This window comes from Streptomyces sp. NPDC030809 (assembly GCF_055572195.1).
This window is the reverse complement of the sequence record NZ_JBVIDV010000013.1, coordinates 58,331-82,081: the sequence shown is the minus strand read 5'-3', so window position 1 is coordinate 82,081 and position 23,751 is coordinate 58,331. Positions and strand designations below refer to the sequence as shown.

The 23,751-nt window shown below is 73.0% G+C and carries 7 protein-coding genes; all 7 read left to right on the top strand.

The annotated features are described in order from the left end of the window. Window positions 1–73: 73 nt before the first annotated feature. The 7 genes from ACZ407_RS18665 to ACZ407_RS18635 all read left to right on the top strand — a co-directional run bounded on the left by ACZ407_RS18665 (window position 74) and on the right by ACZ407_RS18635 (window position 23,631). On the top strand, window positions 74–793 hold the full coding sequence (locus tag ACZ407_RS18665; RefSeq protein ID WP_468129439.1) for an LmbU family transcriptional regulator: 720 nt from the start codon (window positions 74–76) through the stop codon (window positions 791–793). A gap of 93 nt (window positions 794–886) precedes the next feature. Further along, window positions 887–2,470: an amino acid adenylation domain-containing protein gene (locus ACZ407_RS18660; RefSeq protein ID WP_468129437.1), complete on the top strand. Its 1,584-nt coding sequence runs from the start codon at window positions 887–889 to the stop codon at window positions 2,468–2,470. 37 nt (window positions 2,471–2,507) lie between these two features. Continuing rightward, window positions 2,508–2,735, top strand: a complete 228-nt coding sequence (locus ACZ407_RS18655; RefSeq protein ID WP_468129435.1) for a phosphopantetheine-binding protein — start codon at window positions 2,508–2,510, stop codon at window positions 2,733–2,735. 249 nt (window positions 2,736–2,984) lie between these two features. Beyond that, the gene (locus tag ACZ407_RS18650) at window positions 2,985–4,172 is read left to right on the top strand and encodes an NAD(P)/FAD-dependent oxidoreductase (RefSeq protein WP_468129433.1); all 1,188 of its coding nucleotides are present in this window, start codon (window positions 2,985–2,987) and stop codon (window positions 4,170–4,172) included. Window positions 4,173–4,221: 49 nt separating this feature from the next. Beyond that, on the top strand, window positions 4,222–11,997 hold the full coding sequence (locus tag ACZ407_RS18645; protein WP_468129431.1) for an amino acid adenylation domain-containing protein: 7,776 nt from the start codon (window positions 4,222–4,224) through the stop codon (window positions 11,995–11,997). 14 nt (window positions 11,998–12,011) lie between these two features. Continuing rightward, entirely contained in the window at window positions 12,012–19,784 is a 7,773-nt protein-coding gene (locus ACZ407_RS18640) for an amino acid adenylation domain-containing protein (protein WP_468129429.1), read from the top strand. A 4-nt stretch (window positions 19,785–19,788) separates the two neighbouring features. Further along, window positions 19,789–23,631, top strand: a complete 3,843-nt coding sequence (locus ACZ407_RS18635; protein ID WP_468129427.1) for a non-ribosomal peptide synthetase — start codon at window positions 19,789–19,791, stop codon at window positions 23,629–23,631. Window positions 23,632–23,751: the final 120 nt, after the last annotated feature.

The following is a 23,751-nucleotide window of genomic DNA, read 5'->3' as shown; positions in this document are numbered from 1 at the left end:
GACCGCCGCCGGGGGGCCCGGTCGAGCGATCGGTGTACGCCCGGGCACACACACTGAGTTGGGGGATGAAGTCGTGAGCGGCGCTGTCAGGACCGCGAGCAGCAAGGCGAGGCCGGCGGGGGCCGGCGGTGAGGCCGTGCAGAGCGCTGCGGTCCTGTCCTTCGTGGGGCCACAGGCCAAGGTGCAGAAGTCGGGGATGGTCCTCCCCGACAACCTCCCCGAGCGCTCCTGGGAGCAGATCGGGACCAACCTCCGGGAGCTCGCGAACTCCTCGGTGTGGTGGCTCGCCGACTGGGTCAACTACGGCGAGGCCACCTACGGGTGGCGGCGGTACAAGGAGGCGATCGAGCGCACCGGGCTCGACTACCAGACCCTGCGCAACTACGCGTGGGTGGCCCGGCGCTTCGAGCACCACCGCCGGCGGGACACCCTCAGCTTCGCCCACCACGCCGAGGTGGCCCGCCTGGCGCCGCCGGAGCAGGACTACTGGCTGCGCAAGGCGGAGCAGCAGAAGTGGTCGCGCAACGAACTCCGCCGGTCGGTCCGCGCCAGCCTGGCCGTGCAGAACGACACCGCCGAGGTGCCCCCGGGCGGCGCCGGCGAGAAGCAGGAGGTGCCCCGGCTGACCGCACCGGCGGCCGCGGACCAGCGCGGCCGGCAGGTCACCACCCTCACCATCGAGCTGTCCGCCGGCCAGCTGGACCACCTCTCGAAGACGGCGGCCGCGCACGGCCTGCCCGTCGACAAGTGGGTGGCGCAGGTGCTCGAAAGCGCCGACCGCAAGACCGCCTAGGGGCGCACCGCCCGCACGCGCCGGCGCCCTGCCCGCCCGGGCGGTGCGCCGACGCCTCGTCCGACCGGACACCTCTCACATCGGAGTCAGTTGATGATCCTTCAGGGAAAGCGGGTTGCCCTGCCCGCGGCGCCCGTCGTCCACAAGCGGTTCGAGGAGAACGTCGCGGCCGCCCCCGACGCGGTCGCCGTCCACTGGGCCGGCCGCGAGCTCACGTACGCGGAGCTGGACGTGAAGGCGAACCGCTTCGCGCAGTACCTCGCCGCGCGCGGCCTGGGCCGGGGCGCGAAGGTCGGCGTCTGCCTCGACTACTCGATCGACCTGCTCGTCGCCATCCTCGGCACGCTGAAGGCCGGCGCGGCCTACGTGCCCTTCGACCCGGCGTACCCCTCGGCGCGGCTCCAGCTGCTCCTGGGCCAGGTGCCCGACCTCGCGCTGATCGTGGCCTCCCCGGCCACCGCCGCGATGGTCGAGACCGCGGAGGCCGACGTCGTCGACCTGGAGCAGCTGGCCGGGGAGCTGGCCGCACTGCCCGCCACCGCCCCCGAGGTCACCGTCACCGGCGACGACATCTGCTACGCGGTCTTCACCTCCGGCTCCACCGGCACCCCGAAGCTGACCGCCGTGCGGCACGAGGGCTGGTTCAACCTGATGAACTGGCTGACCCTCGAGTACGGCCTGCACAGCGGGTCCAACCACCTCGTCGTCAGCGCGTTCGGCTTCGACCTCTCCCAGCGCAGCCTGATGACCCCGCTGTTCTGCGGCGCCACCCAGAACCTCATGGCCACCCGCAACTTCGACGCGATGATGGCCTACCGCATGCTGGCCGACCGCGACATCCGCGTGGTGCACTGCGCCTCCAGCACCCTCTACCTGCTCGTGGACTGGGAGAAGGCCCGCGGCGGAGACAACCTCACCCGCCTGGACTACGTCCTCTTCGGCGGCGAGGCCCTCAAGGTCGAGCGGCTCCTCGAATGGCAGCAGCGCGAGGGCAACACCTGCACCCTCCTGCACCAGTACGGGGTCGCCGAGTGCACGGACGTCGCCACGTCCTACGACCTCGGCGCGTACCGGGCCGGGGAGCACCCCGTCCCGCCGGTCGGCCTCCCGGCGTACAACACCGACATCCACCTCCTCGACGAGAACCTGAACCAGGTCGCGCCGGGGGAGCAGGGCGAGATCTGCATCGCCGGGTCCAGCGTCGGCGCCGGCTACCTCAACAACGGTCCCGAGAACGCCAAGTTCACGACGATCGAGGTGGACGGGCAGCCGCTGCGCGTCTACCGCACCGGTGACCGCGGGCACGTGAACGAGGCCGGCGAGCTCGTCGTCCTCGGCCGGATCGACGCCCAGGTGAAGGTGCGCGGCATGCGCATCGACCCCACCGACATCGAGCGCGCGCTCGCCCGCCTGTCCGGGGTCCGCGAGGCCGCCGTGGCCATCGCGTACACCGAGGCCGGCGAGGCCGAGCTGATCGCCTTCACCGTCCCGGCGGGTGCCGACCTCGCCGAGGACGCCCTGCGCAGCGGCCTCCTGGAGACCCTGCCCCGCAACATGGTGCCCGCCCGCTTCGTGAACGTCCCGCGGCTCCCGCTGAGCCCGCACGGGAAGGTCGACCGCGTCGCGCTGCTCGACGCCCACCGGGACGCGTACGCCGCCGCAGGCGCGGCCGCCTGACCGGCGCATTTCTTCGAACACCAACGAGAGAGCTGTGATGATTTCCGACAGTGTGCTCGCCATCTGGCGCCGGGAACTCAAGGTCGACGACATTTCGCTTGACGACGATTTCTTCGCCCTCGGCGGCCAGTCCCTGATCATGGTCAACATCCAGGGCGCCTTCCTGGACGAGCTGGGCGTCGAAGTCCCGATGGACCAGATGTTCCTCAACCCCACGGTCGCGTCGATCTCGGCGTACATCGAATCCCTGCGCGCGGCGGTCTGACGGCCCGTCCGCCCTGGTCAGGGACCCGCCGTGTCTCGCCGGCGAGACACGGCGGGGTACCGCACGGCCCCGGCCGCACGGCCCCGCGCCGGGTCTGTTCATCCGGCGGGCGAGGGTCGATAGCATCGAATTCACGCTCCACGGCGGCATTTCCGCACGCCGTGTCGAATGCCCCCTTCCTTTTCCATGACTCATCCGGTTGCGGCTGCGTTGAGGCAAAAACCAACTGTCAAGAAAGGCGTTGGCGCCATGTACGACGTGATTGTCATCGGTGCCCGTTGTGCGGGTTCGCCGACGGCCATGCTCTTCGCGCGGCAGGGATACCGTGTCCTCCTCCTGGAGAAGGCGCGCTTCCCGCAGGACACCCTGTCCTCGCACTACCTCCACATGCAGGGCGTGTCGCTGCTCAACCGCTGGGGGCTGCTCGACAAGCTGCGCGACGCGGGCTGCAAGCCGATCACCAAGCAGGTGTACGAGGGCCCCGGCGTCCGCATCGAGGGCTTCTCCCTCCCGATGGACGGCATCACCGAGACGTTCGCCCCGCGGCGCTACGTCCTCGACCCGATCCTCGCGGAAGGCGCCGTCGAGGCCGGCGTCGAGTTCCGCGAGGGCTGCGCGGTCAACGACCTGCTGTGGGAGGACGACAAGGTCGTCGGCGTCCGCTACACCACGCCCGGCGGGGGCGAGGCGACCGACCGGGCCCGCCTGGTCATCGGCGCCGACGGCATGCGCTCGCTCGTGGCCCGCAAGACCGGTGCCGAGAACGTCATCGAGCACCCGCGCCTGACCTGCACGTACTACAGCTACTGGGCCGGCGTGCCGTCGGACTTCGAGCTGTACGAGCAGCCGGGCCACTGGATCGGCGTCATCCCGACCAACAACGACCTCACGCTGCTCATGGCCTACTTCCCGCAGGCCGACTTCGGCAGCGTCCGCAAGGCCGTGGAGCCCGCCTACCTCGACGCCTTCCGCACCACCTCGCCCCAGCTGTGGGAGCGGATGCAGGAGGGCGAGCGCGTGGAGCAGCTCTACGGCACCGGCCACCAGGACAACTACTTCCGCAAGGCGTTCGGCCCCGGCTGGGCGCTGGTCGGCGACGCGGTCAACCACAAGGACTCGATCACCGCCCGCGGCATCACCGAGGCCTTCGTCCAGGCCCAGAACCTCACCGACTTCATCGGCGACGGCCTGCACGACGACGCGAAGCTCCAGACGGCCCTGCGCCGCTACGAGGAGGAGCTGGGCAACGAGGCCCTGCACCACTACCAGGGCGCGCTCAACGTCGCCGAGCTCAAGCCCGCGGGCCGCGTCGACATGCTGAAGAAGCTGGTCGGCCACCAGGAGCACATCGACCGCTACTTCTCGACCCTCTCGGGCGCGTGCTCCATCGACGACTTCTACAACGACGAACTCCTGACCCTGCTCGACCAGGGCTGAGACCCGACCCCCCTGCCTGCTCACTGGTTTTGCCGATTTTGGAGACACAATGATTCCGTTGTCGTTCGCGCAGCGCCGACTGTGGTTCGTGGACCGGTTCGAAGGCCCTTCGCCGACCTACAATGGTTCTTTTTCCCTGCGGCTGACCGGTGAGCTGGACTCGGGGGCGCTGGAGACCGCGTTCCGCGACGTCACCGAGCGGCACGAGGTCCTCCGCACGGTCATCGTCGAGGACGAGAACGGCGTCCCGTACCAGCAGGTGCGGGAGCCGGACGAGAAGCCCATCGAACTGCGGATCCTCGAGGTCGCGCCGGAGGACCGCTTCGCCGCCGTCGACCGCGCCGCCAAGGAAACGTTCGACATGGCCGCCGACGCGCCGATCCGCGCCACCCTGGTGCGGACCGGCCCGCTCGACCACACCCTCGTCATCGTCGTGCACCACATCGCGCTCGACGGCGAGTCCCTCGGCCCGCTGCTGCGCGACCTCACCGAGGCGTACGCGGCCCGCCGCGACGGACAGGCCCCCGTGTGGGAGCCGCTGCCCGTCCAGTACGCCGACTACACGCTGTGGCAGCAGGACGTGCTCGGCGACGAGAACGACCCGGACAGCCTGGCGGCCCGTCAGCTCGCCTACTGGCGCGAGGCCCTCGCCGACATGGCGCAGCCGCTGGCCCTGCCCACGGACCGGCCGCGCCCGCAGCGCACCAGCTCCGACGGCGGCCTGGTCCAGTTCCCGATCGCGCCCGAGCTGCTCGCCAAGGTGGAGAAGCTGGCCGCCGAGCAGGACATCACCGTCTCCATGGTCATGCAGTCGGCGCTGGCGGTGCTCCTGCACCACCTCGGCTGCGGCGACGACGTGCCGCTCGGCGCGCCGATCGCGGGCCGCACCGACGAGGAGCTGCGCGACCTCGTCGGCTTCTTCGTCAACACCTGGGTGCTGCGCGTCGACCTGTCCGGCAACCCCACCTTCCGCGAGCTGCTGGACCGGGTGCGCGACCGCGCGCTCGCCGCGTACGACAACCAGGACATGCCCTTCGAGCGGCTCGTGGAGCTGCTCAACCCGGACCGGTCCATCGCGTACCACCCGTTCTTCCAGGTGATGCTGGCCTGGCAGGAGCCCGTGGGCGTCCTGGAGTTCGCGGGACTCGGCGTCGAGAGCGAGACGCTGGAGACCGGGACGGCCAAGTTCGACCTGTTCTTCAACATGATCCCGAACGAGACCGGCGGGGCCGGCGTCCGCCTGGAGTACGCCACCGACCTGTTCGACCAGGGCACGATCGAGACCCTCGCCGACCGCTTCGTGCGGGTGCTGGACCAGCTCGCCGCCGACGCGGGCCGCCACGTCGGCGGGATCAACGTGCTCGACGGGGCCGAGCAGCAGCTGCTGCTGAACGCCTTCAACGACACCGCCACCGCAACCCCCGCGCTGACCGTCCCCGAGCTGTTCGAGGCCCAGGCGGCCCGCACCCCGGACGCCCCGGCCCTCGTCCACGACGGCCGCACCCTGACCTACCGCGAGCTCGACGACCGGGCGAACGCCGTCGCGTGGGAGCTGGTCCGCCGGGGCGCCGGCCCCGAGGACCTGGTGGCCCTCGCGCTGCCGCGCACCGAGGACCTGGTCGCCGGCCTGCTCGGCATCCTCAAGTCCGGCGCCGGCTACGTGCCGCTGGACCCGCAGTACCTCGCCGGCCGCGCCGAGACCGTGCTCGCCGAGGCCCGCCCGCGCTTCGCGGTCACCGACACCGCCACGCTGCAGGAGCTCCCGCAGCACGCGATGGAGCCCGTCAACCTCGACCTGCGCGCCGAGTGGCAGACCCCCGCCGGCGCCCCGGACAACGCCTCCCGCACCGCGCCGCTCGGCCCGGACAACCTGGCGTACGTGATGTACACCTCCGGCTCCACGGGCAAGCCGAAGGGCGCGGCGATCACCCACCGCGGCGTGGTCAACGGCGTGCAGGAGCTGGTGCGCGTCCTCGACGCCCCGGCCGGCTGGAAGATGCTCGCCGGCACCTCCGTCAACTTCGACGTCTCGGTCTTCGAGCTGCTGACCACCCTGTCCACCGGCGGCACCGCCGAGCTGGTCCCCAACGCGCTGGCCATCGCCGAGCGCGAGGGCTGGGACGGCCAGGTCGTCAGCGGCGTCCCCTCGGTGCTGGGCGAGCTCGTCCCGCACCTGGACAAGGCCTCCGGCGTGCGCACCGTCGTCTTCGCCGGCGACGTGCTCCCGGGCCGCCTGGTGAAGCAGATCCGCGAGGCCCTGCCGGACGCGCAGATCGTGAACTCGTACGGCCAGAGCGAGAGCTTCTACGCCACCACCTTCTCCCTCGCCGCCGGCCAGGAGTGGGCCGAGAGCGACGTCGCACCCATCGGCACCCCGCTGGGCAACATGCGCGCCTACGTGCTGGGCCCGGGCCTGGCCCCGGTGCCGCAGGGCGTGGTCGGCGAGCTGTACGTGGTCGGCACCTGCCTCGGCCGCGGCTACCACGGCCGCCCGGGCCTGACCGCCGAGCGCTACGTGGCGAGCCCCTTCGCCGAGGGCGAGCGGATGTACCGCACGGGCGACCTGGCCCGCTGGAACGCGGACGGCCGCCTGGAGTGCGTGGGCCGCGGCGACGGCCAGGTCAAGGTGCGCGGCTTCCGCATCGAGACGGCCGAGGTCGAGGCGGCGCTCACCGCGCACCCCGGCATCAACGAGGCCGTGGTCATCAGCCGCGAGGTGCCCCAGGGCGGCAAGCGCCTGGTGGCCTACGTGGTGCACGCGGGCGAGGGCGCGGTCGGCGACAACGGTGCCGGCGGCATCGGCGACGTGGACGTGCAGGCCGGTGCCTCGGCCGCCGAGCTGCGCAAGTTCGTCGCGGCCCGGCTGCCCGACTACATGGTCCCCTCGGCCTTCGTGGCCGTGGGCCGGCTGCCGCTCGGACCGACCGGCAAGCTGGACCGCTCGGCGCTGCCCGAGCCGGAGTTCCTGGGCGAGGCCTACCGCGAGCCGCGCACCGAGGCCGAGAAGATCGTCGCCGCGGCGTACGCGGACGTGCTCGGCGTGGACCGCGTCGGCATCGACGACGACTTCTTCGCCGTGGGCGGCGACTCCCTGCGCTCGATCCAGGTGGTGGCGCGCACCCGCGCCAAGGGCCTGACCGTCACCACGCGGGAGATCTTCGAGTGCCGCACCGCGGCCCGGCTGGCCGAGGTGGCCGCCGGCCGCCGCGACCAGGTCCCCGCGCTGGAGGAGCTGGAGGGCGGCGGCGTCGGCTCGCTGACGCTGCAGCCGGTGGCCCAGCACGTGTTCGAGCACGGCGGCGGGATGAATCGTTTCGCCATGTCGATGGTGCTGGAGCTGCCCGCGGGCATCGACGAGACCGGTCTCGCCGCGACCCTCGACGCCGTGCTCGACCGGCACGACCTGCTGCGCTCCCGGCTGGTGCGCGGCCCCGAGTCCGCGCTCGACGTGCGCCCGCAGGGCTCCGTACGCGCCGCCGACCTGATCCGCCGCGTGCCCGTCGCCGGCGGCTGGGAGGACCCGGCCGCGCTGGAGACCGCCAAGGCCGAGCTGGAGGCCGCGGCCGACCGCCTCGACCCCGAGGCCGGCACCATGGCGTCCTTCGTCTGGTTCGCCGCGGACTCGGGCGCCGGCCGGCTGCTCGTGGTCCTCCACCACTTCGTCGTGGACGGCGTCTCCTGGCGCATCCTCATGTCGGACTTCGCCGAGGCCTGGCAGGCGGTCCGCGCCGGCCGGACCCCCGAGCTGCCCGAGGTCGGCACCTCCGCCCGCCGCTGGGCGGCGGCGCTCGACTCCGAGGCCCTCTCCCCGGAGCGCGAGGAGGAGCTCGACTACTGGCGCGAGGTCCTGGAGTCCCCCAACCTGCCGCTGGGCGAGCGGGCCTTCGACCCCGCCGTGGACGTCATGTCCACCCTCGACACCGTCCGCGTCCAGCTGCCCGCCGAGACCACCGAGGCGCTGCTGACCAGGCTCCCCGCCGCGTTCAAGGGCACCGGCACCGACGTGCTGCTCGCCGCCCTGGCGCTCGCCGTCAACCGCTGGCGCGGCGACGAGCGCTCCACCCTGGTCCGCCTGGAGGGCCACGGCCGCGAGGAGGAGGTCGTCCCCGGCGCCGACCTCTCCCGCACGGTCGGCTGGTTCACCAGCATGTACCCGGCCAAGGTGGACGTGCACGGCGTGGACCTCGCCGAGGTGCTCGCCGGCGGTGCGGCCGCCGGCACGGCGGTCAAGCTGGTCAAGGAGCAGCTGCGGAGCGTCCCGGACAAGGGCCTCGGCTACGGCATGCTGCGCTGGCTGAACCCGGAGACCGCGGGCCAGCTGGAGGAGTACGCGGCCCCCCAGATCGGCTTCAACTACCTCGGCCGGATCTCCGACACCGACGTGCCCGAGCACCTGCGCGCCGAGGGCTGGATCCCCGCCGACTGGTCCTCCGAGCTGATCCCGATGCCCGACCCGGACCTGCCCGCGCTGTCCGCGCTGGAGGTCAACTCCGTCGTCACGGACACCCCCGAAGGCCCGCGCCTCCAGGCCGTGTTCATGTTCCCGACCGGGGCCCTCTCCCGCGAGCGGACCGCCGAGCTGGCCGAGCTGTGGGTGCAGGTGCTGCACGGCATGGCCGCGTACGCCGCCCTGCCGCAGGCCGGCGGGCTCACGCCGTCCGACGCCCCGCTGGTGAAGGTCAAGCAGGACGAGATCGACGAGTGGGAGCAGCGCTACGGCAAGCTGGTCGAGGTCTGGCCGCAGGGCCCGGGCCAGTCCGGCATCCAGTTCCAGGCCGCGTTCGCCGACGGCACGTTCGACGTCTACCACATGCAGTTCCTGCTGCACCTGACCGGCCACGTGGACCCGGACCGGCTGCGCGCGGCCGGCCAGGCGCTCGTCGAGCGCTACCCGAACCTGCGCTCCGCGTTCCTCTCCACCCACGAGGGCGACCCGGTCCAGGTCGTGGCCGAGGAGGTCGCCGTCCCGTGGCGGCACATCGACCTCACCGGACTGCCCGAGGCCGAGCAGATCGCCGCGGTCGACCAGGCCCTCGCCGACGACCGGGCGGACCAGCTCGACCCGTCCCGCCCGCCGCTGATCCGCCTGGCGCTGCTCACCTGCGGGCCGGACAAGGCCAAGGTCATCCTCACCGCGCACCACACCCTCTTCGACGGCTGGTCCTCGCCGCTGGTGATCAAGGACCTGGTCCGCCTGTACGCCGCCGACGAGGAGCTCGCACCGGTCCGCAGCTACGGGGACTACCTGGGCTGGCTGTCCAAGCAGGACCGCGAGGCCTCGGCCGCCCGCTGGAAGGAAGAGCTCGACGGGTTCGAGCAGCCGACCCTCATCGCGGCCGACCTCACCGAGCAGGGCGAGGCCACCGCGCTCGGCCGCGTCGAGGTCCCGCTGTCCATCGACAAGGGCCGCGAACTCGCCCGCCGCGCCGCGGAGCTCGGCGTCACGCTGAACACCCTCCTGCAGGGTGCGTGGGCGGTCCTGCTCGCGAAGCTGACCGGCCAGCACGACGTCGTGTTCGGCGCCGCCGTCAACGGCCGCCCGGCCGACCTGGTGGGCTCCGACGAGATGGTCGGCCTGTTCATCAACACCCTGCCGACCCGGGTGCGCTGCCGCCCGGGCGACACGGTGGGCTCGGTCATCGCCGACCTCCAGGACCGGCAGATCTCCCTGCTCGACCACCACTACTACGGCCTGGCCGACATCCAGCGCGGGGTCGGACTGCCCTCGCTCTTCGACACCATCGTCGTCTTCGAGAACTACCCGATCGACCGCGAGGGCATCGTCGAGGCGAACGACGCGGCCGGCTTCACCATCGACGCCATCCGCCCGTTCGCGGGCTCGCACTACCCGCTCACCCTCAACTCCGCCGACCCGTACCTGCGGCTCTCCCTCGACTACCAGACCACCCTCTTCGACCGCCCCGCGGCCGAGGTCATCGCCGCCCGGCTGGTGCGGGTGCTGGAGCAGGTGCTGGAGGACCCGCAGACCCCGGTCGGCGCCCTGGAGGTGCTGGCGGAGGACGAGCGCGAGTGGCTGCTCAAGGGCATCAACGACACCGCGCAGCCGGTCGCCCCGGACACCCTGCCGGGTGCCTTCGAGGCCCAGGCCGCCCGCGAGCCCGACCGCGTCGCGCTGATCGGCGAGCACGAGACCCTGACCTACGGCGAGTTCAACCGGCGCGCCAACCGCCTCGCCCACTGGCTGGTCGAGCAGGGCGCCGGACCGGAGACCCTGGTCGCCGTGAAGATCCCGCGCTCCGTGGACCTCATGGTGGCGATCTACGCGGTGGTCAAGGCCGGCGCGGCCTACGTGCCGATCGACACCGAGCTGCCCGAGGACCGGGTCCGCCTGGTGCTCGAAGGCGCCAAGCCGCTGCTGGTGCTCGACGCCGACCTGCCGGACGTCGCCGGTTACCCGGAGACGGACCCGGAGCGGGCCCTGACGCCCGACCACGCCGCGTACGTCATCTTCACCTCCGGCTCCACCGGCCGCCCCAAGGGCGTCCAGGTGGCGCACGGGGCCATCATGAACCGCCTGAAGTGGGGCCTGTCCCACTTCGAGGTCGGCGCCGAGGACCGGGTGCTGCTCAGCACCACCGCCAGCTTCGACGTGTCGGTGCCGGAGATCTTCGCGGCCCTCCAGGTCGGCGCCGCCGTGGTCATCGCCCGCCCCGACGGCCGCCGCGACCCGGCGTACCTCGCCGACCTGATCCGCCGCGAGGGGGTCACCGGCGCGGACTTCGTGCCCTCCCTGCTGGAGGCGTTCGCCAACGAGCCCCTGGCCAAGGAGTGCAGCAGCCTGCGCTGGATCGAGGTCGCCGGCGAGGCTTTCCCGCCGGCCCTGGCCAACAAGGTCTCCGAGCTCCTGCCGGACCTCGGGGTCTACAACCTCTACGGCCCCACCGAGGCCTCCGTCGAGGTCACCGCGTACCGGCATGTGCCGGGCGCGGACCGGGTGCCGATCGGCGCCCCGGTGTGGAACACCCAGGTGTACGTGCTCGACGCCGCGCTGCGCCCGGTCGCCCCGGGGGTCGCCGGCGAGCTGTACCTGGCCGGCACCGGGCTCGCCCGCGGCTACCTCGGCCAGACCGGCCTGACCTCCGACCGCTTCGTGGCCTGCCCGTTCGGCGAGCCCGGCACCCGGATGTACCGGACCGGCGACGTCGTGCGCTGGAGCCGGGAGGGCCAGGTCGAGTACATCGGCCGGTCCGACTTCCAGGTCAAGCTCCGCGGCTTCCGCATCGAGCTCGGCGACATCGAGCAGGCGCTCGCCGGCCACCCGGACGTGGAAGCCGCCGTGGCCCTGGTCCGCGAGGACCGCCCCGGGGACCAGCGCCTCGTCGGCTACGTGGTGCCGGCCGCCGGCAAGGCCCCGGCCCAGCTGGACCTGACCGCCCTGACGGACCTGGCCCGGGAGAACCTGCCGGAGTACATGGTCCCCTCGGCGATCGTGCCGCTCGCCGAGCTCCCCTCGACCCCGAGCGGGAAGCTCGACCGCAAGGCCCTGCCCGCCCCCGACCTCCAGGCGGAGGCCGCGACCGGACGGGGACCGCGCAACCCCAACGAGGAAGTGCTCTGCCGGCTCTTCGCCGAACTGCTGGGCCTTCCGGAGGTCGGCATCGACGCCGACTTCTTCGACCACGGCGGGCACTCGCTGCTCGCGACCCGGCTGACCGGCCGCATCCGCAACGAGCTCAAGGTGGACGTCAAGGTCACCACCGTGTTCCGCAGCCCGACGGTCGCGCAGCTGGCCGAACAGCTGGAGAAGACGGGCACGTCCAGCCGCCCCTCTCTGCGCCCGATGCTGCGCCCGATGAACGTGTAGGTAGGAGTACCCCGATGATCCCGTTGTCCTTCGCACAGCGCCGGCTGTGGTTCCTCCACCGTCTGGAGGGTCCCTCCGCGACCTACAACATCCCGTTCGTCCTGCGTCTGGACGGGCCGCTGGACACGGCGGCCCTGGCCGCAGCAGTGACGGACGTCGTCACCCGGCACGAGAGTCTGCGCACTCTCGTCGTCGAGAACGAGGACGGCACCCCGGAGCAGCGCATCCTGCCCGCGCAGGAGGCGAAGGCCCCGTTCCGGGTGGTCGACGTGGCCTCGGACGCGGTGGACTCCGCCGTGCACGAGGCCGGGTGCGAAGGCTTCGACCTCGACACCGAACTGCCCCTGCGGACCACGGTCTTCCGGGTCTCCGAGCAGGAGCACGTGCTGGTGTTCGTGTTCCACCACATCGCCTCGGACGGGGCGTCCATGGCGCCCTTCATGCGGGACTTCCTGTCGGCGTACGCGGCCCGCAGCCGCGGCGCCGCGCCGGACTGGGAGCCGCTCCCGATCCAGTACAAGGACTACACGCTCTGGCAGCGCGAGGTCCTCGGCGACGAGGAGGACCCCGAGAGCGTCGCCGCGGCGCAGCTGGACTACTGGCGCCGCGAACTGGCCGAGGTCCCGCAGCCGGTCCAGCTCCCGCTGGACCGGCCGCGGCCCACGGCCGCCAGCCACGAGGGCGGCTTCGTCGACTTCGAGCTGGAGGCCGAGCTGCTGACCGGCATCCAGAAGCTGGCCTCCTCGCACGGCGCCACCGCGCCGATGCTCGCCCAGGCCGTCCTGGCGGCGCTGCTGCACCACCTCGGCGCCGGCAACGACCTGACCATCGGCAGCCCCATCGAGGGGCGCGCCGACGAGCAGCTCGACGACCTGATCGGGTTCTTCGCCAACACCTGGGTGCTGCGCGTGGACCTCTCGGGCAACCCCACCTTCCACGAGCTGCTGGAGCAGGTGCGCGACCGCGCCCTGGCCGCGTACGACAACCAGGACGTGCCGTTCGAGCGCCTGGTGGAGCTGCTCAGCCCGGACCGCACCACCGCCTACCAGCCGCTGTTCCAGGTCATGCTGGCCTGGCAGTTCGAGTGGTCGCAGATCGAGACCCCGGGCCTGCGGATCACTCCGGTCCCGGCGGGCACCGGCACCGCCAAGTTCGACCTCTTCTTCAACATCGTCCCGTCCCCGGCCGGGGGCGCCATCGGCCGGCTGGAGTACGCGGCCGAGCTGTTCGACCCGGCCACCGCCGAGGGCCTCGTCGACCGCTACGTGCGCGTGCTGCGCCAGGTCGTCGCCGAGCCCCGCACCCGCCTCGGCGGGGTGGACGTCCTCACCGGCACCGAGCACGAGTGGCTCGCCAAGATCAACGAGACCTCGGCACCCGCGCCCGCGGCCACGGTGCCCGAGCTCGTGTCCGCCCAGGCGGCCCGCACCCCGGACGCCACCGCGGTGGTCTCCGGCTCCACCGAGCTCTCGTACCGGGAGCTGGACGCCCGCGCCGGGCGGCTGGCCGCGCTCCTGCAGGAGCAGGGCGTCGGACCGGACGTGCTGGTCGCCGTGGCGCTGCCGCGCTCCGCGGAGCTGGCGGTCGCCCTGCTGGCCGTGCTCAAGGCCGGCGGCGCGTACCTGCCGATCGACCCCAACTACCCCTCCTCGCGCATCGGCCTGCTGCTGGAGACGGCCCGGCCGGCGCTGGTGCTGACCGACGGCGAGGCGGCGGGCACGGTGGCCGGCAGCACGGCGCCTGTCCTGCGCCTGGACGGCCTGGACCTCGACGGCGCCCCGGCCGCGGCCCCGGAGCCGCGCATCACCCCGGACAACCTGGCGTACGTGATGTTCACGTCCGGCTCGACGGGCACCCCCAAGGGCGTCGCCATCACCCACGCCGGCGTGGTCAACGGCGTGCGCGACCTGCGCCGTACCGTGCAGGTCGGGGCGGGCTCCCGGATGCTCGCCGCCACCTCCGTCAACTTCGACGTCTCCGTGTTCGAGATCTTCACCGCGCTGACCTCCGGCGCGACCGTCGAGATCGTCCGCGACGTGCTCGAACTCGGCGAGCGCGGCAGCTGGTCGGGCACCACCATCAGCGCCGTCCCCGCCGTGTTCTCCGCCCTGCTCGACCAGATCGGCGAGGGCGAGGGCGGGCTGCGCCTCGACGTGGACACCGTCGTCTTCGCCGGCGAGGCCCTCTCGGCCGATCTCGTCGGCAAGGTCCGCAAGGCCCTGCCCGGCACCCGCGTCGTCAACGCGTACGGGCAGACCGAGAGCTTCTACGCCACCACCTACACCGTGCCGGAGGACGAGGCCGGCACCGGCGCCGTCCCGGTCGGACAGCCCCTCGCGAACATGCGCGTCCACGTGCTCGGCCCCGAGCTCACGCCGGTCGCCCCCGGCGTGATCGGCGAGCTGTACGTCGGCGGCCTGGTCGCCCGCGGGTACCACGGCAACGGCCCCGTCACCGCCGAGCGCTTCGTCGCGAGCCCCTTCGGCCCGGCCGGCTCCCGCCTGTACCGCACCGGCGACCTCGCCCAGTGGGACGAGAACGGCCGGCTGAAGTACGCGGGCCGCGCCGACAACCAGGTCAAGGTCAACGGCATCCGTGTCGAGCCCACCGAGATCGAGACCGTCCTCGCCCAGCACCCCGGCATCGGCCAGGCCGCGGTCACCGTGTGCGAGGACCCGGGCGGCACCGCGCGCCTCGTCGGCTACGTGGCGCCGGCCCCCGCCGAGGGCGGGGCCCCGGCCCCGGCCGTCTCGGCCGCCGAGCTCCGGAAGTTCGCGGCCAAGCGGCTGCCGGACTACATGGTGCCCGCCGTCCTCGTGGTGCTCGACCGGCTGCCCCTGAACGCGAACGGGAAGCTGGACCGGGCCGCGCTGCCCGCGCCGGAGTTCGAGAGCACCGAGTACCGCGCCCCGCGCAACGAGGCCGAGCAGGTCCTCGCCGAGGTGTACGCGGACGTGCTCGGCGCCGAGCGCGTCGGCATCGACGACGACTTCTTCACCAGCGGCGGCGACAGCATCCGCTCCATCCAGGTCGTGGCCCGCGCCAAGACCCGCGGGGTCGTGGTCACCACCCGCGAGATCTTCGAGCACCGCACCGTCGCCCGCCTCGCCGAGCTCGTCGAGGGCCGCGAGGAGGAGGCTCCGGTGGTCCTGGCCGAGCTGCCGGGCGGCGGCACCGGCTGGTCCCCGCTGCCCCCGACCGGCGCCCACGTGCTCGGCCTCGGCGGCGGCATCGGCCGGTTCTGCATGTCCGCGCTGCTGACCCTGCCCGCGGACATCGACCGCACCGGCCTGCTCGCCACCCTCCAGGCCGTGCTGGACCGGCACGACGTGCTGCGCTCCCGGCTCGACCGGGACAAGGGCGGCCTGGAGATGCTGCCCGCCGGCAGCGTGGACGCCGCCGCGCTGGTCCGCGAGGTCCGCTACGAAGGCGCCGACCCGAAGGCCGAGCTGGACGCGGCCGCGGACCGGCTCGACCCGGACGCGGGCGTCATGGCCCAGTTCGTGTGGCTCACCTCCGACGCCGAGGCCGACCGCCTGCTGATCGTGCTGCACCACCTCGTCGTGGACGGCGTGTCCTGGCGCATCCTGGTGCCGGACCTGGCCGCCGCCTGGAAGCGGGTCCGCGAGGGCCTCGCCCCCGAGACGGCCCCCCAGGGCACCTCGCTGCGCCGCTGGATGCACGCCCTGGCCGACGAGGCGGCCACCCCGCAGCGGGTGGCGGAGCTGCCCCTGTGGCAGGAGATCCTCGGCGCGGACGAGCCCGTGCTCGGCGCCCGCCCCGTGGACCCGGCGATCGACGTCACCGCCACCGTGGACACCGTCCGCATCCAGGTGCCGGCCGAGGTCACCGCGGCCCTCCTGAACACGGTGCCCGCGGTCTTCCGCGGCGGCGCCGACGACGGCCTGCTCGCCGGTCTGGCGCTGGCCCTCGCCAAGTGGCGCCGCAGCCGCGGGATCTCCGGGGACTCGGCACTGGTCCGCCTGGAGGGCCACGGCCGCGAGGACCACCTGGTGCCCGGCGCCGACCTGTCCGGCACCATCGGCTGGTTCACCGCCATGTACCCGGTGAAGCTGGACCTGGCGGGCATCGACCTGGCCGACGCCTTCGCCGGCGGCCGGTCCGCCGGCCGGGCGGTCAAGGCCGTCAAGGAGCAGCTGCGCGCGGTCCCCGACAACGGCATGGGCTACGGCCTGCTGCGCCACCTCAACCCGGAGACCGCCGGGGCCCTCGCCGGCCGGCGGGAGCCGCAGATCGGCTTCAACTACCTGGGCCGCGCCTCCAGCGCGGACATCCCCGAGGAGCTGCGCGGCCTGGGCTGGGCCCCCGACACCACCCACAAGGACCTCATCGCCGCGCCCGACGCGGACATGCAGGTGCTCTCGGCACTGGAGATCAACGCCGTCGCGACCACCGGGGAGGGCGGCGAGGAGCTCACCGCCTACTTCGGCTTCCCGACCGGCGTGCTCTCCCGCGAGGAGGTCACCGAGCTGGCCGGCCTGTGGGTCGAGGCCCTGACGGCCCTGGCCCGGCACGCCGCCACCCCCGAGGCCGGCGGCCTGACCCCCAGCGACGCCCCCCTGGTCACGGTGCGCCAGCAGGAGATCGACGGCTGGGAGGAACGATTCGGCAAGCTGTCCCGGGTGTGGCCGGCCACACCCGTGCAGTCCGGCATGCTCTTCCACACCCAGCTCGCCGAATCCGCCTTCGACGCCTACCACATGCAGCTGGTCTTCCACCTGGACGGCGTGGTCGCCCCGGAGCGGATGCACACCGCCGCCGACGCCCTCCTCAGCCGCCACGGCAGCCTCCGCGCGGCCTTCGTCGACCGCGAGGACGGCGAGGTGGTGCAGGTGGTGCCGGAGAAGGTCGAGCTGCCCTGGCAGTACCTCGACCTCACCGCCCTCGGCGAGGCCGAGCGCACCGAGCGGTTCGAGGCCTTCCTCGCCGCGGACCAGGCCGCCCACTTCGACGTGGACGCCCCGCCGCTGATCCGGCTGGCCCTCGTCATCCTCGAACCCGGCCGCGCCGAGCTCGTGATGACCGCCCACCACGTGCTGATCGACGGCTGGTCCATGCCCCTGCTCATGCAGGACCTGCTGCTGCTCTACGCGTCCGGCGGCGACCCCTCCGCCCTGCCCGCCACCCGCGACTTCGGCGAGTTCCTGGCCTGGCGCGCCCGCCAGGACCAGGCCGAGACCGCCCGCGTGTGGTCCGAGGAGCTGGCGGGGGTGGAGGAGCCGACCCTGCTCGCCCCCGGCTCCGAGGGCAAGGGCCAGGGCGTCGGCCAGGTGGACGTGGCCCTGCCGGAGGACCGGGCCCGCGCCCTGGGCCGCCGCGCCACCGAGCTGGGCGTCACCATCAACACCCTGGTCCAGGGCACCTGGGCGCTGCTGCTCGGGCAGCTCACCGGCCGCCAGGACGTGCTGTTCGGCGCCACCGTCTCGGGGCGGCCGCCGGCCGTGACGGACGTGGACTCGATCGTCGGCATGTTCATCAACACCCTGCCGGTGCGCGTCGAGTTCGGGCCCGGGGACACCCTCGCCGAGGTCCTCACCCGGCTCCAGAACCGGCAGGCCGGGCTCCTGGACCACCACTACCACGGGCTCACCGACATCCAGCAGTCCGTGGGGCTGAAGTCCCTCTTCGACACGCTGGTCGTCTTCGAGTCCTACCCGGTCGACGAGGAGGGCATCAGCGCCGCCTCCGACGCCGCCGACGGGATCACCTTCACCGGCCTGCGGGCGTGCACCGCCACGAACTACCCGCTGACCCTGATGGCGGCCGCCGCCCCGCACCTCCAGCTCTTCCTCCAGTACACGCAGGGGGTCTTCGACCAGGCCGCCGTGGAGGTCCTCGCGGCCCGCCTGCTGCGCGTCCTGGACCGCCTGGCGGCCGGGGCGGACGTGAAGGTCTCCGAGGTGGACGTCCTCGACCCCGCCGAGCGCGAGCGGCTGCTCACCGCCTTCAACGGCACGGCCGTCCCCGCCGACGACGCCACCGTCGCCGGCCTCTTCGAGGCCCAGGCGGCGCGCACCCCGGACGAGACCGCCGTGGTCGCCGACGGCACCTCGCTCACCTACCGCGAGCTCGACGAGCGGGCCGGCCGCCTGGCCCGGGAGCTCGTCGGACGCGGCGTGGGCGCCGAGTCGGTCGTCGCGGTGTCCCTGCCGCGCACGGCGGACCTGGTCGTCGCCCTCCTCGCGGTGCTCAAGGCCGGCGGCGCGTACCTGCCGGTGGACCCGAAGTACCCCAGCCACCGCCTCGCGGCCATCCTGGAGGAGGCGCAGCCGCGCCTGGTCCTCACGGACTCCGCGACCGCGGGCGTGCTGCCGGAGCACACCGCCCCGGACCTCTTCCTCGACCGGCTCGCCCTGCCGGACGGGGCCGGCGCCCCGCTCCCGCCGGTCCGGCCGGACCAGCTGGCGTACGTGATCTACACCTCCGGCTCCACGGGCAAGCCCAAGGGCGTCGCCATCACCCACGCCAACGTGGCGGGCGGCGTGCGGCAGCTCGCCGACCGCGTCGGCATGGCGCCGGGCAAGCGCCTCCTCGCCGGCACCTCGGTCAACTTCGACGTCTCGGCGTTCGAGATCTTCACGACCCTCGCCCACGGCGGTGTCGTCGAGGTGGTCCGGGACGTGCTGGTCCTCGGCGAGCGGAAGGAGGGCTGGAGCGGCAGCGTCATCTCCACCGTCCCGTCCGCGTTCGCCGAGCTGGTGGACCAGATCGCCGGCCGCACCACCGTGGAGACCGTGGTCTTCGCCGGTGAGGCCCTGCCCTCCTCGCTCGTCGAGAAGACCCGCAAGGCCTTCCCGGGCGTACGGGTCGTCAACGCCTACGGCCAGAGCGAGTCGTTCTACGCCACCACCCACACCGTCGAGGGCGGCATGCCGGACCCGGTGGGCAGCGCCCCCGTCGGCACCCCGCTCGGCACCATGCGGACGTACGTCCTGGGCCCGGGCCTGTCCCCGGTGCCGCAGGGCACGGTCGGCGAGCTGTACGTCGGCGGGAGCATCGGCCGCGGCTACCACGGCCGCCCCGACCTGACCGCCGAGCGCTTCGTCGCCGACCCGTTCGGCCCCGCCGGCGCCCGCATGTACCGCACCGGCGACCTGGCCCGCTGGAACGAAGACGGCCGCCTGGAGTACGCGGGCCGCGGGGACGCCCAGGTCAAGGTGCGCGGCTTCCGCGTCGAGCCCGGCGAGGTCGAGGCGGCGCTCACCGCGCACCCCGGCGTCGCCCAGGCCGCCGTCATCGCCCGCGAGGGCCGCGGGGGCAGCGCCTCCAAGGTCCTGGTCGCCTACCTCGTGCCCGCCGGCGGCGCCGGGGGCACGGCCGGCGCCGGGGAGACCCTGACGGCGAAGGAGCTGGGCGGCTTCGTCTCCGAGCGGCTGCCCGAGTTCATGGTCCCGTCCGCCTTCGTGGTGCTCGACCGGCTGCCGCTCACCCCGAACGGCAAGCTCAACCGGGCCGAGCTGCCCGAGCCGGAGTTCACCGGTGCCGCCTACCGGGCGCCGGGCACCCCCCGCGAGGAGACCCTGGCCGCGCTGTTCGCCGAGGTGCTCGGCGTGGACCGGGTCGGCATCGACGACGGCTTCTTCGAGCTCGGCGGGCACTCCCTGCTCGCCACCCGCCTGATCAGCCGGGCGCGTGCCGAGCTGGGGATCGAGATCCCCATCCGAAAGATCTTCGACCTGCCGACGGTGGCCCAGCTGGCCGCCTGGTCGCAGGAGTCCGCCGCTCCCCGACGCCCCAGCCTGCGCCAGATGGTCGTAAAGGACTGAATTGATGATTCCGCTCTCGTTCGCGCAACGCCGCTACTGGCTCATGCACCAGCTGGAAGGCGGGGAGACCTGGAACATGTCCTCGGCCCTGCGGCTGACCGGGGCACTGGACCAGGAGGCCCTCGCCGCCGCGATCCACGACGTGGTCGACCGGCACGAGATCCTGCGCACCGTCTACGTGACCGACGACGCCGGTGAGCCCCACCAGCGGATCCTGCCCACGGCGGAGGCCCTGGCGCAGGTCCCGCTGCCGGTGGTCGAGGCCACCCCGGAGGGGGTGCACGCCGCGATCGACGCCGTCGTCGCCCACACCTTCGACCTGGCGACGGAGATCCCGTTCCGGGCGTCCCTGCTGCGCGTCGCACCGCAGGAGCACGTCCTGGTCGTGGTGATCCACCACATCGCCACCGACGGCAGCTCGGGTGCGCCGCAGGCCCGGGACCTGGCCGCCGCCTACGCCGCCCGCAAGGACGGCCGGGCCCCCGACTGGGAGCCCCTGCCGGTCCAGTACAAGGACTACACCCTCTGGCAGCGGGAGGTGCTCGGCGACTTCGACGACCCGTCCGGCGTCGGCGGCCAGCAGGTCGCGTACTGGCGCAGCGAGCTCGCCGGGGTGCCCCAGCCGCTGCCCCTGCCCCTGGACCGCCCGCGGTCCGAGGACGTGAGCACCGGCGGGGACACGGTCGCCTTCGTGGTCAAGCCGGAGGTGGCGGCCGGGCTGGAGAAGCTCGCCGCCGACCGCGGGGTGACCATGTCGATGGTCGTGCAGGCCGCGCTGGCCGTGCTGCTGTCCAAGCTCGGCGGCGGGGACGACATCCCGATCGGCTCCCCGATCGCCGGCCGCACCGACGAGGCGCTCGGCGACCTGATCGGATGCTTCGTCAACAACCTGGTCCTGCGCGTGGACCTGTCCGGCGCCCCCTCGTTCGCCGACCTGCTCACCCAGGTCCGCAACAAGGCGCTGGCGGCCTACGAGAACCAGGACGTCCCGTTCGACGTGCTCGTCGAGCAGCTCAACCCCGAGCGCTCCACCGCCTACCGGCCCTTCTTCCAGGTCATGTGCGGCTGGCAGAACTTCGCCAAGCCGACCTTCGACTTCCCGGGCCTCGACGTGGAGTTCGTGCAGGCCCTCACGCAGAAGGCCATGGTCGACCTGTTCTTCAGCATGACCATGGACGACGCCTCCGGCACCCTCTACGGCGACATCCAGTACGCGACCAAGCTGTTCGACCGGGACACCGTCGAGGACATGGGCGACCGGTTCGCGCGCATCCTGGAGCAGGTCGCCGCGGACCCGCAGCGGTCCGTCGGGGACGTGGACGTACTCGGCGAGCAGGAGCGCGCCCACCTGCTGACCGAGGTCAACGACACCGCCGAACCCTCCCTGGAGCACGGCCTGCTGGCCGCCGTCCGGGACCGGGTGCTGGCCGACCCCGACGCGGTCGCCGTGCTCGCCGAGGAGGAGACCCTCACCTACCGGGAGCTGGACGCGCGCTCCAGCCGCCTCGCCCACTGGCTCGCCGGCCGGGGCGTGGGCCCCGAGTCCCTCGTCGCCGTGGCCCTGCCGCGCACCCCCGACCTGATCGTGGCGCTGTTCGCCGTGCTCAAGGCCGGCGGGGCCTACGTCCCGATCGACCCGGAGCACCCGCGCTCCCGCATCGACTTCGTGCTGGAGCAGGCCGATCCGGTGCTGGTGCTCGACGCCGACACCCTGGCCGCCGCCGACTGGTCCGGGTACCCGGACACGGCGCCCGAGGTGGCGGTCCACCCGGACAACACCCAGTACGTGATCTACACCTCGGGCTCGACGGGCACCCCGAAGGGCGTCGCCGTCCCGCGCGGCGCGCTCGCCAACTTCATCGCCTCGGTGCAGAAGCGGTTCCCGCTGGCCCCGGGCGACCGGATGCTGTTCAGCACCACCGTGTCCTTCGACATGGCCAACACCGAGCTCTACCTCCCCTTCGTCTCCGGCGCCACCATGGTCCTGGCGAAGAAGGAGACCGTCACCGAGCCCTCGGCCATCCTGGAGCTGATCGCCCGCGAGGGCGTCACCGTGGTCCAGGCCACCCCCGGCTTCTGGCAGATGCTGCTCACCCACGAGCCGGAGGCCGCGAAGGGCCTGCGCATCATCACCGGCGCGGAGGCCGTGCCGGTCCGCCTCGCCGAGACCCTCGCCGAACAGGCCGCCGAGGTCGGCAACTGGTACGGCCCGACCGAGACCACCACCTGGTCCACCACCGCGCCCATCCGGGCCGGGGAGGGCGTGTCGGTCGGCTCGCCGATCGGCAACACCCAGGTGTACGTGCTCGACGCGCGGCTGCGCCCGGTGCCCCGCGGGGTGCAGGGCGAGCTGTACATCGCCGGCGACGGCGTGGCCCGCGGCTACCAGGGCCGCCCCGACCTGACGGCGGAGCGGTTCGTGCCCTGCCCGTTCGGCCCGGCCGGCGCGCGCATGTACCGCACCGGCGACCTGGTGCGCTGGAACCGCGGCGGCGCGCTGGAGTACATCGCGCGCACCGACTTCCAGGTGAAGGTCCGCGGGTTCCGCATCGAGCTCGGCGAGATCGAGCACGTGCTGAGCGGCCACCCGGGCGTCGCCCAGGCGGCCGTCGTGGTCCGCGAGGGCCAGGACGGGGACAAGCGCATCGTCGGCTACGTGGTGCCGAAGGCCGGCGGCGAGGCCGATGCGGCCGGCGCTGCGGAGGCGGCCGGCGCGGCGCCGGACGCCCCGCTCCTCACCGAGCTCAACGTGTACCTGCGGGCCCGCCTGCCGGAGTACATGGTGCCCTCCGCGGTGGTCCCGCTCGCCGAGATCCCGCTGACCCCGAACGGGAAGCTGGACCGCGGGGCCCTGCCCTCGGAGGACGCGAACATCCTCGTCGGACGCGGCCCGCGCAACCTCCAGGAGCAGAAGCTCTGCGCCCTGTACGCGGAGCTGCTCGGCCGCGAGCAGGTCGGCATCGACGACGGGTTCTTCTCCCTCGGCGGCCACTCCCTGCTGGCCACCCAGCTCAGCTCCCGGATCCGCAAGGAGTTCGGCGTCTCCATCCCGCTCCGGACGATCATCAAGTTCCCCTCGGTGGCCGAGCTGGCCGCGGTGCTCTCCGGCGCCGCCCACGGCGGTGACCACGCCGACCCGTTCGCCGTCGTGCTGCCGCTCAACGCCGACCCCGGCACCGGCAAGGAGCCGGTCTGGTTCTTCCACGGCGGCGGCGGCCTGGGCTGGGCGTACTACAGCTTCGTGCCGTTCGTGACGGACCGCGCGGCGTACGCCCTCCAGTCCCGCGGCTCCAACGGCGTGGACCCGCTGGCCGGCTCCGTGCAGGAGATGGTCGAGGACTACGTCTCCGAGATGCTGAAGGTCCAGCCCGAGGGCCCCTTCCACCTCATCGGGTGGTCCTACGGCGGCACCGTGGTCCAGGCCGTGGCGGACCGCCTCGACCGGCTCGGGCACGAGATCGCCTTCGTGGCGATCCTGGACTCCCAGCCCGGCGGCCACGGCTTCACGGCCATCCACAAGGGCAAGCAGCTGTCGGAGTACCGCGCCGAGCTCGACGACTACTTCGGCCGGTACATCGGCACCGACAACCAGGAGGAGTTCCTGGACCGGATGGCACGGGTGCTCGCCAACAACATGGGCCGGATGATGGATTTCGAATCCCCGGTCTACCGCGGCGACGTGGTGTTCTTCAGCGCCACCGAGCAGGAGGAGCAGTACTCCCACCTGTGGAAGCCCTACGTTCAAGGCACGCTCGAGGTCCACGACGTGCGCGCCGTGCACCATGAGATGAACATGCCGGGCCCGGTGTCCGAGGTCTTCGAGGTCCTGAACCGCCGGCTGGCCTGACGGCCCGGGGGGGGGGGGGGGGAAAACCCCCCCCCCCCCCCCCCCCCCCCAGAGGCACAACGTTTTTTGCCCCCCCAAACAAAAGGGGGGGGGGGGTGGTGGGGGGGGGGAAGACACCCG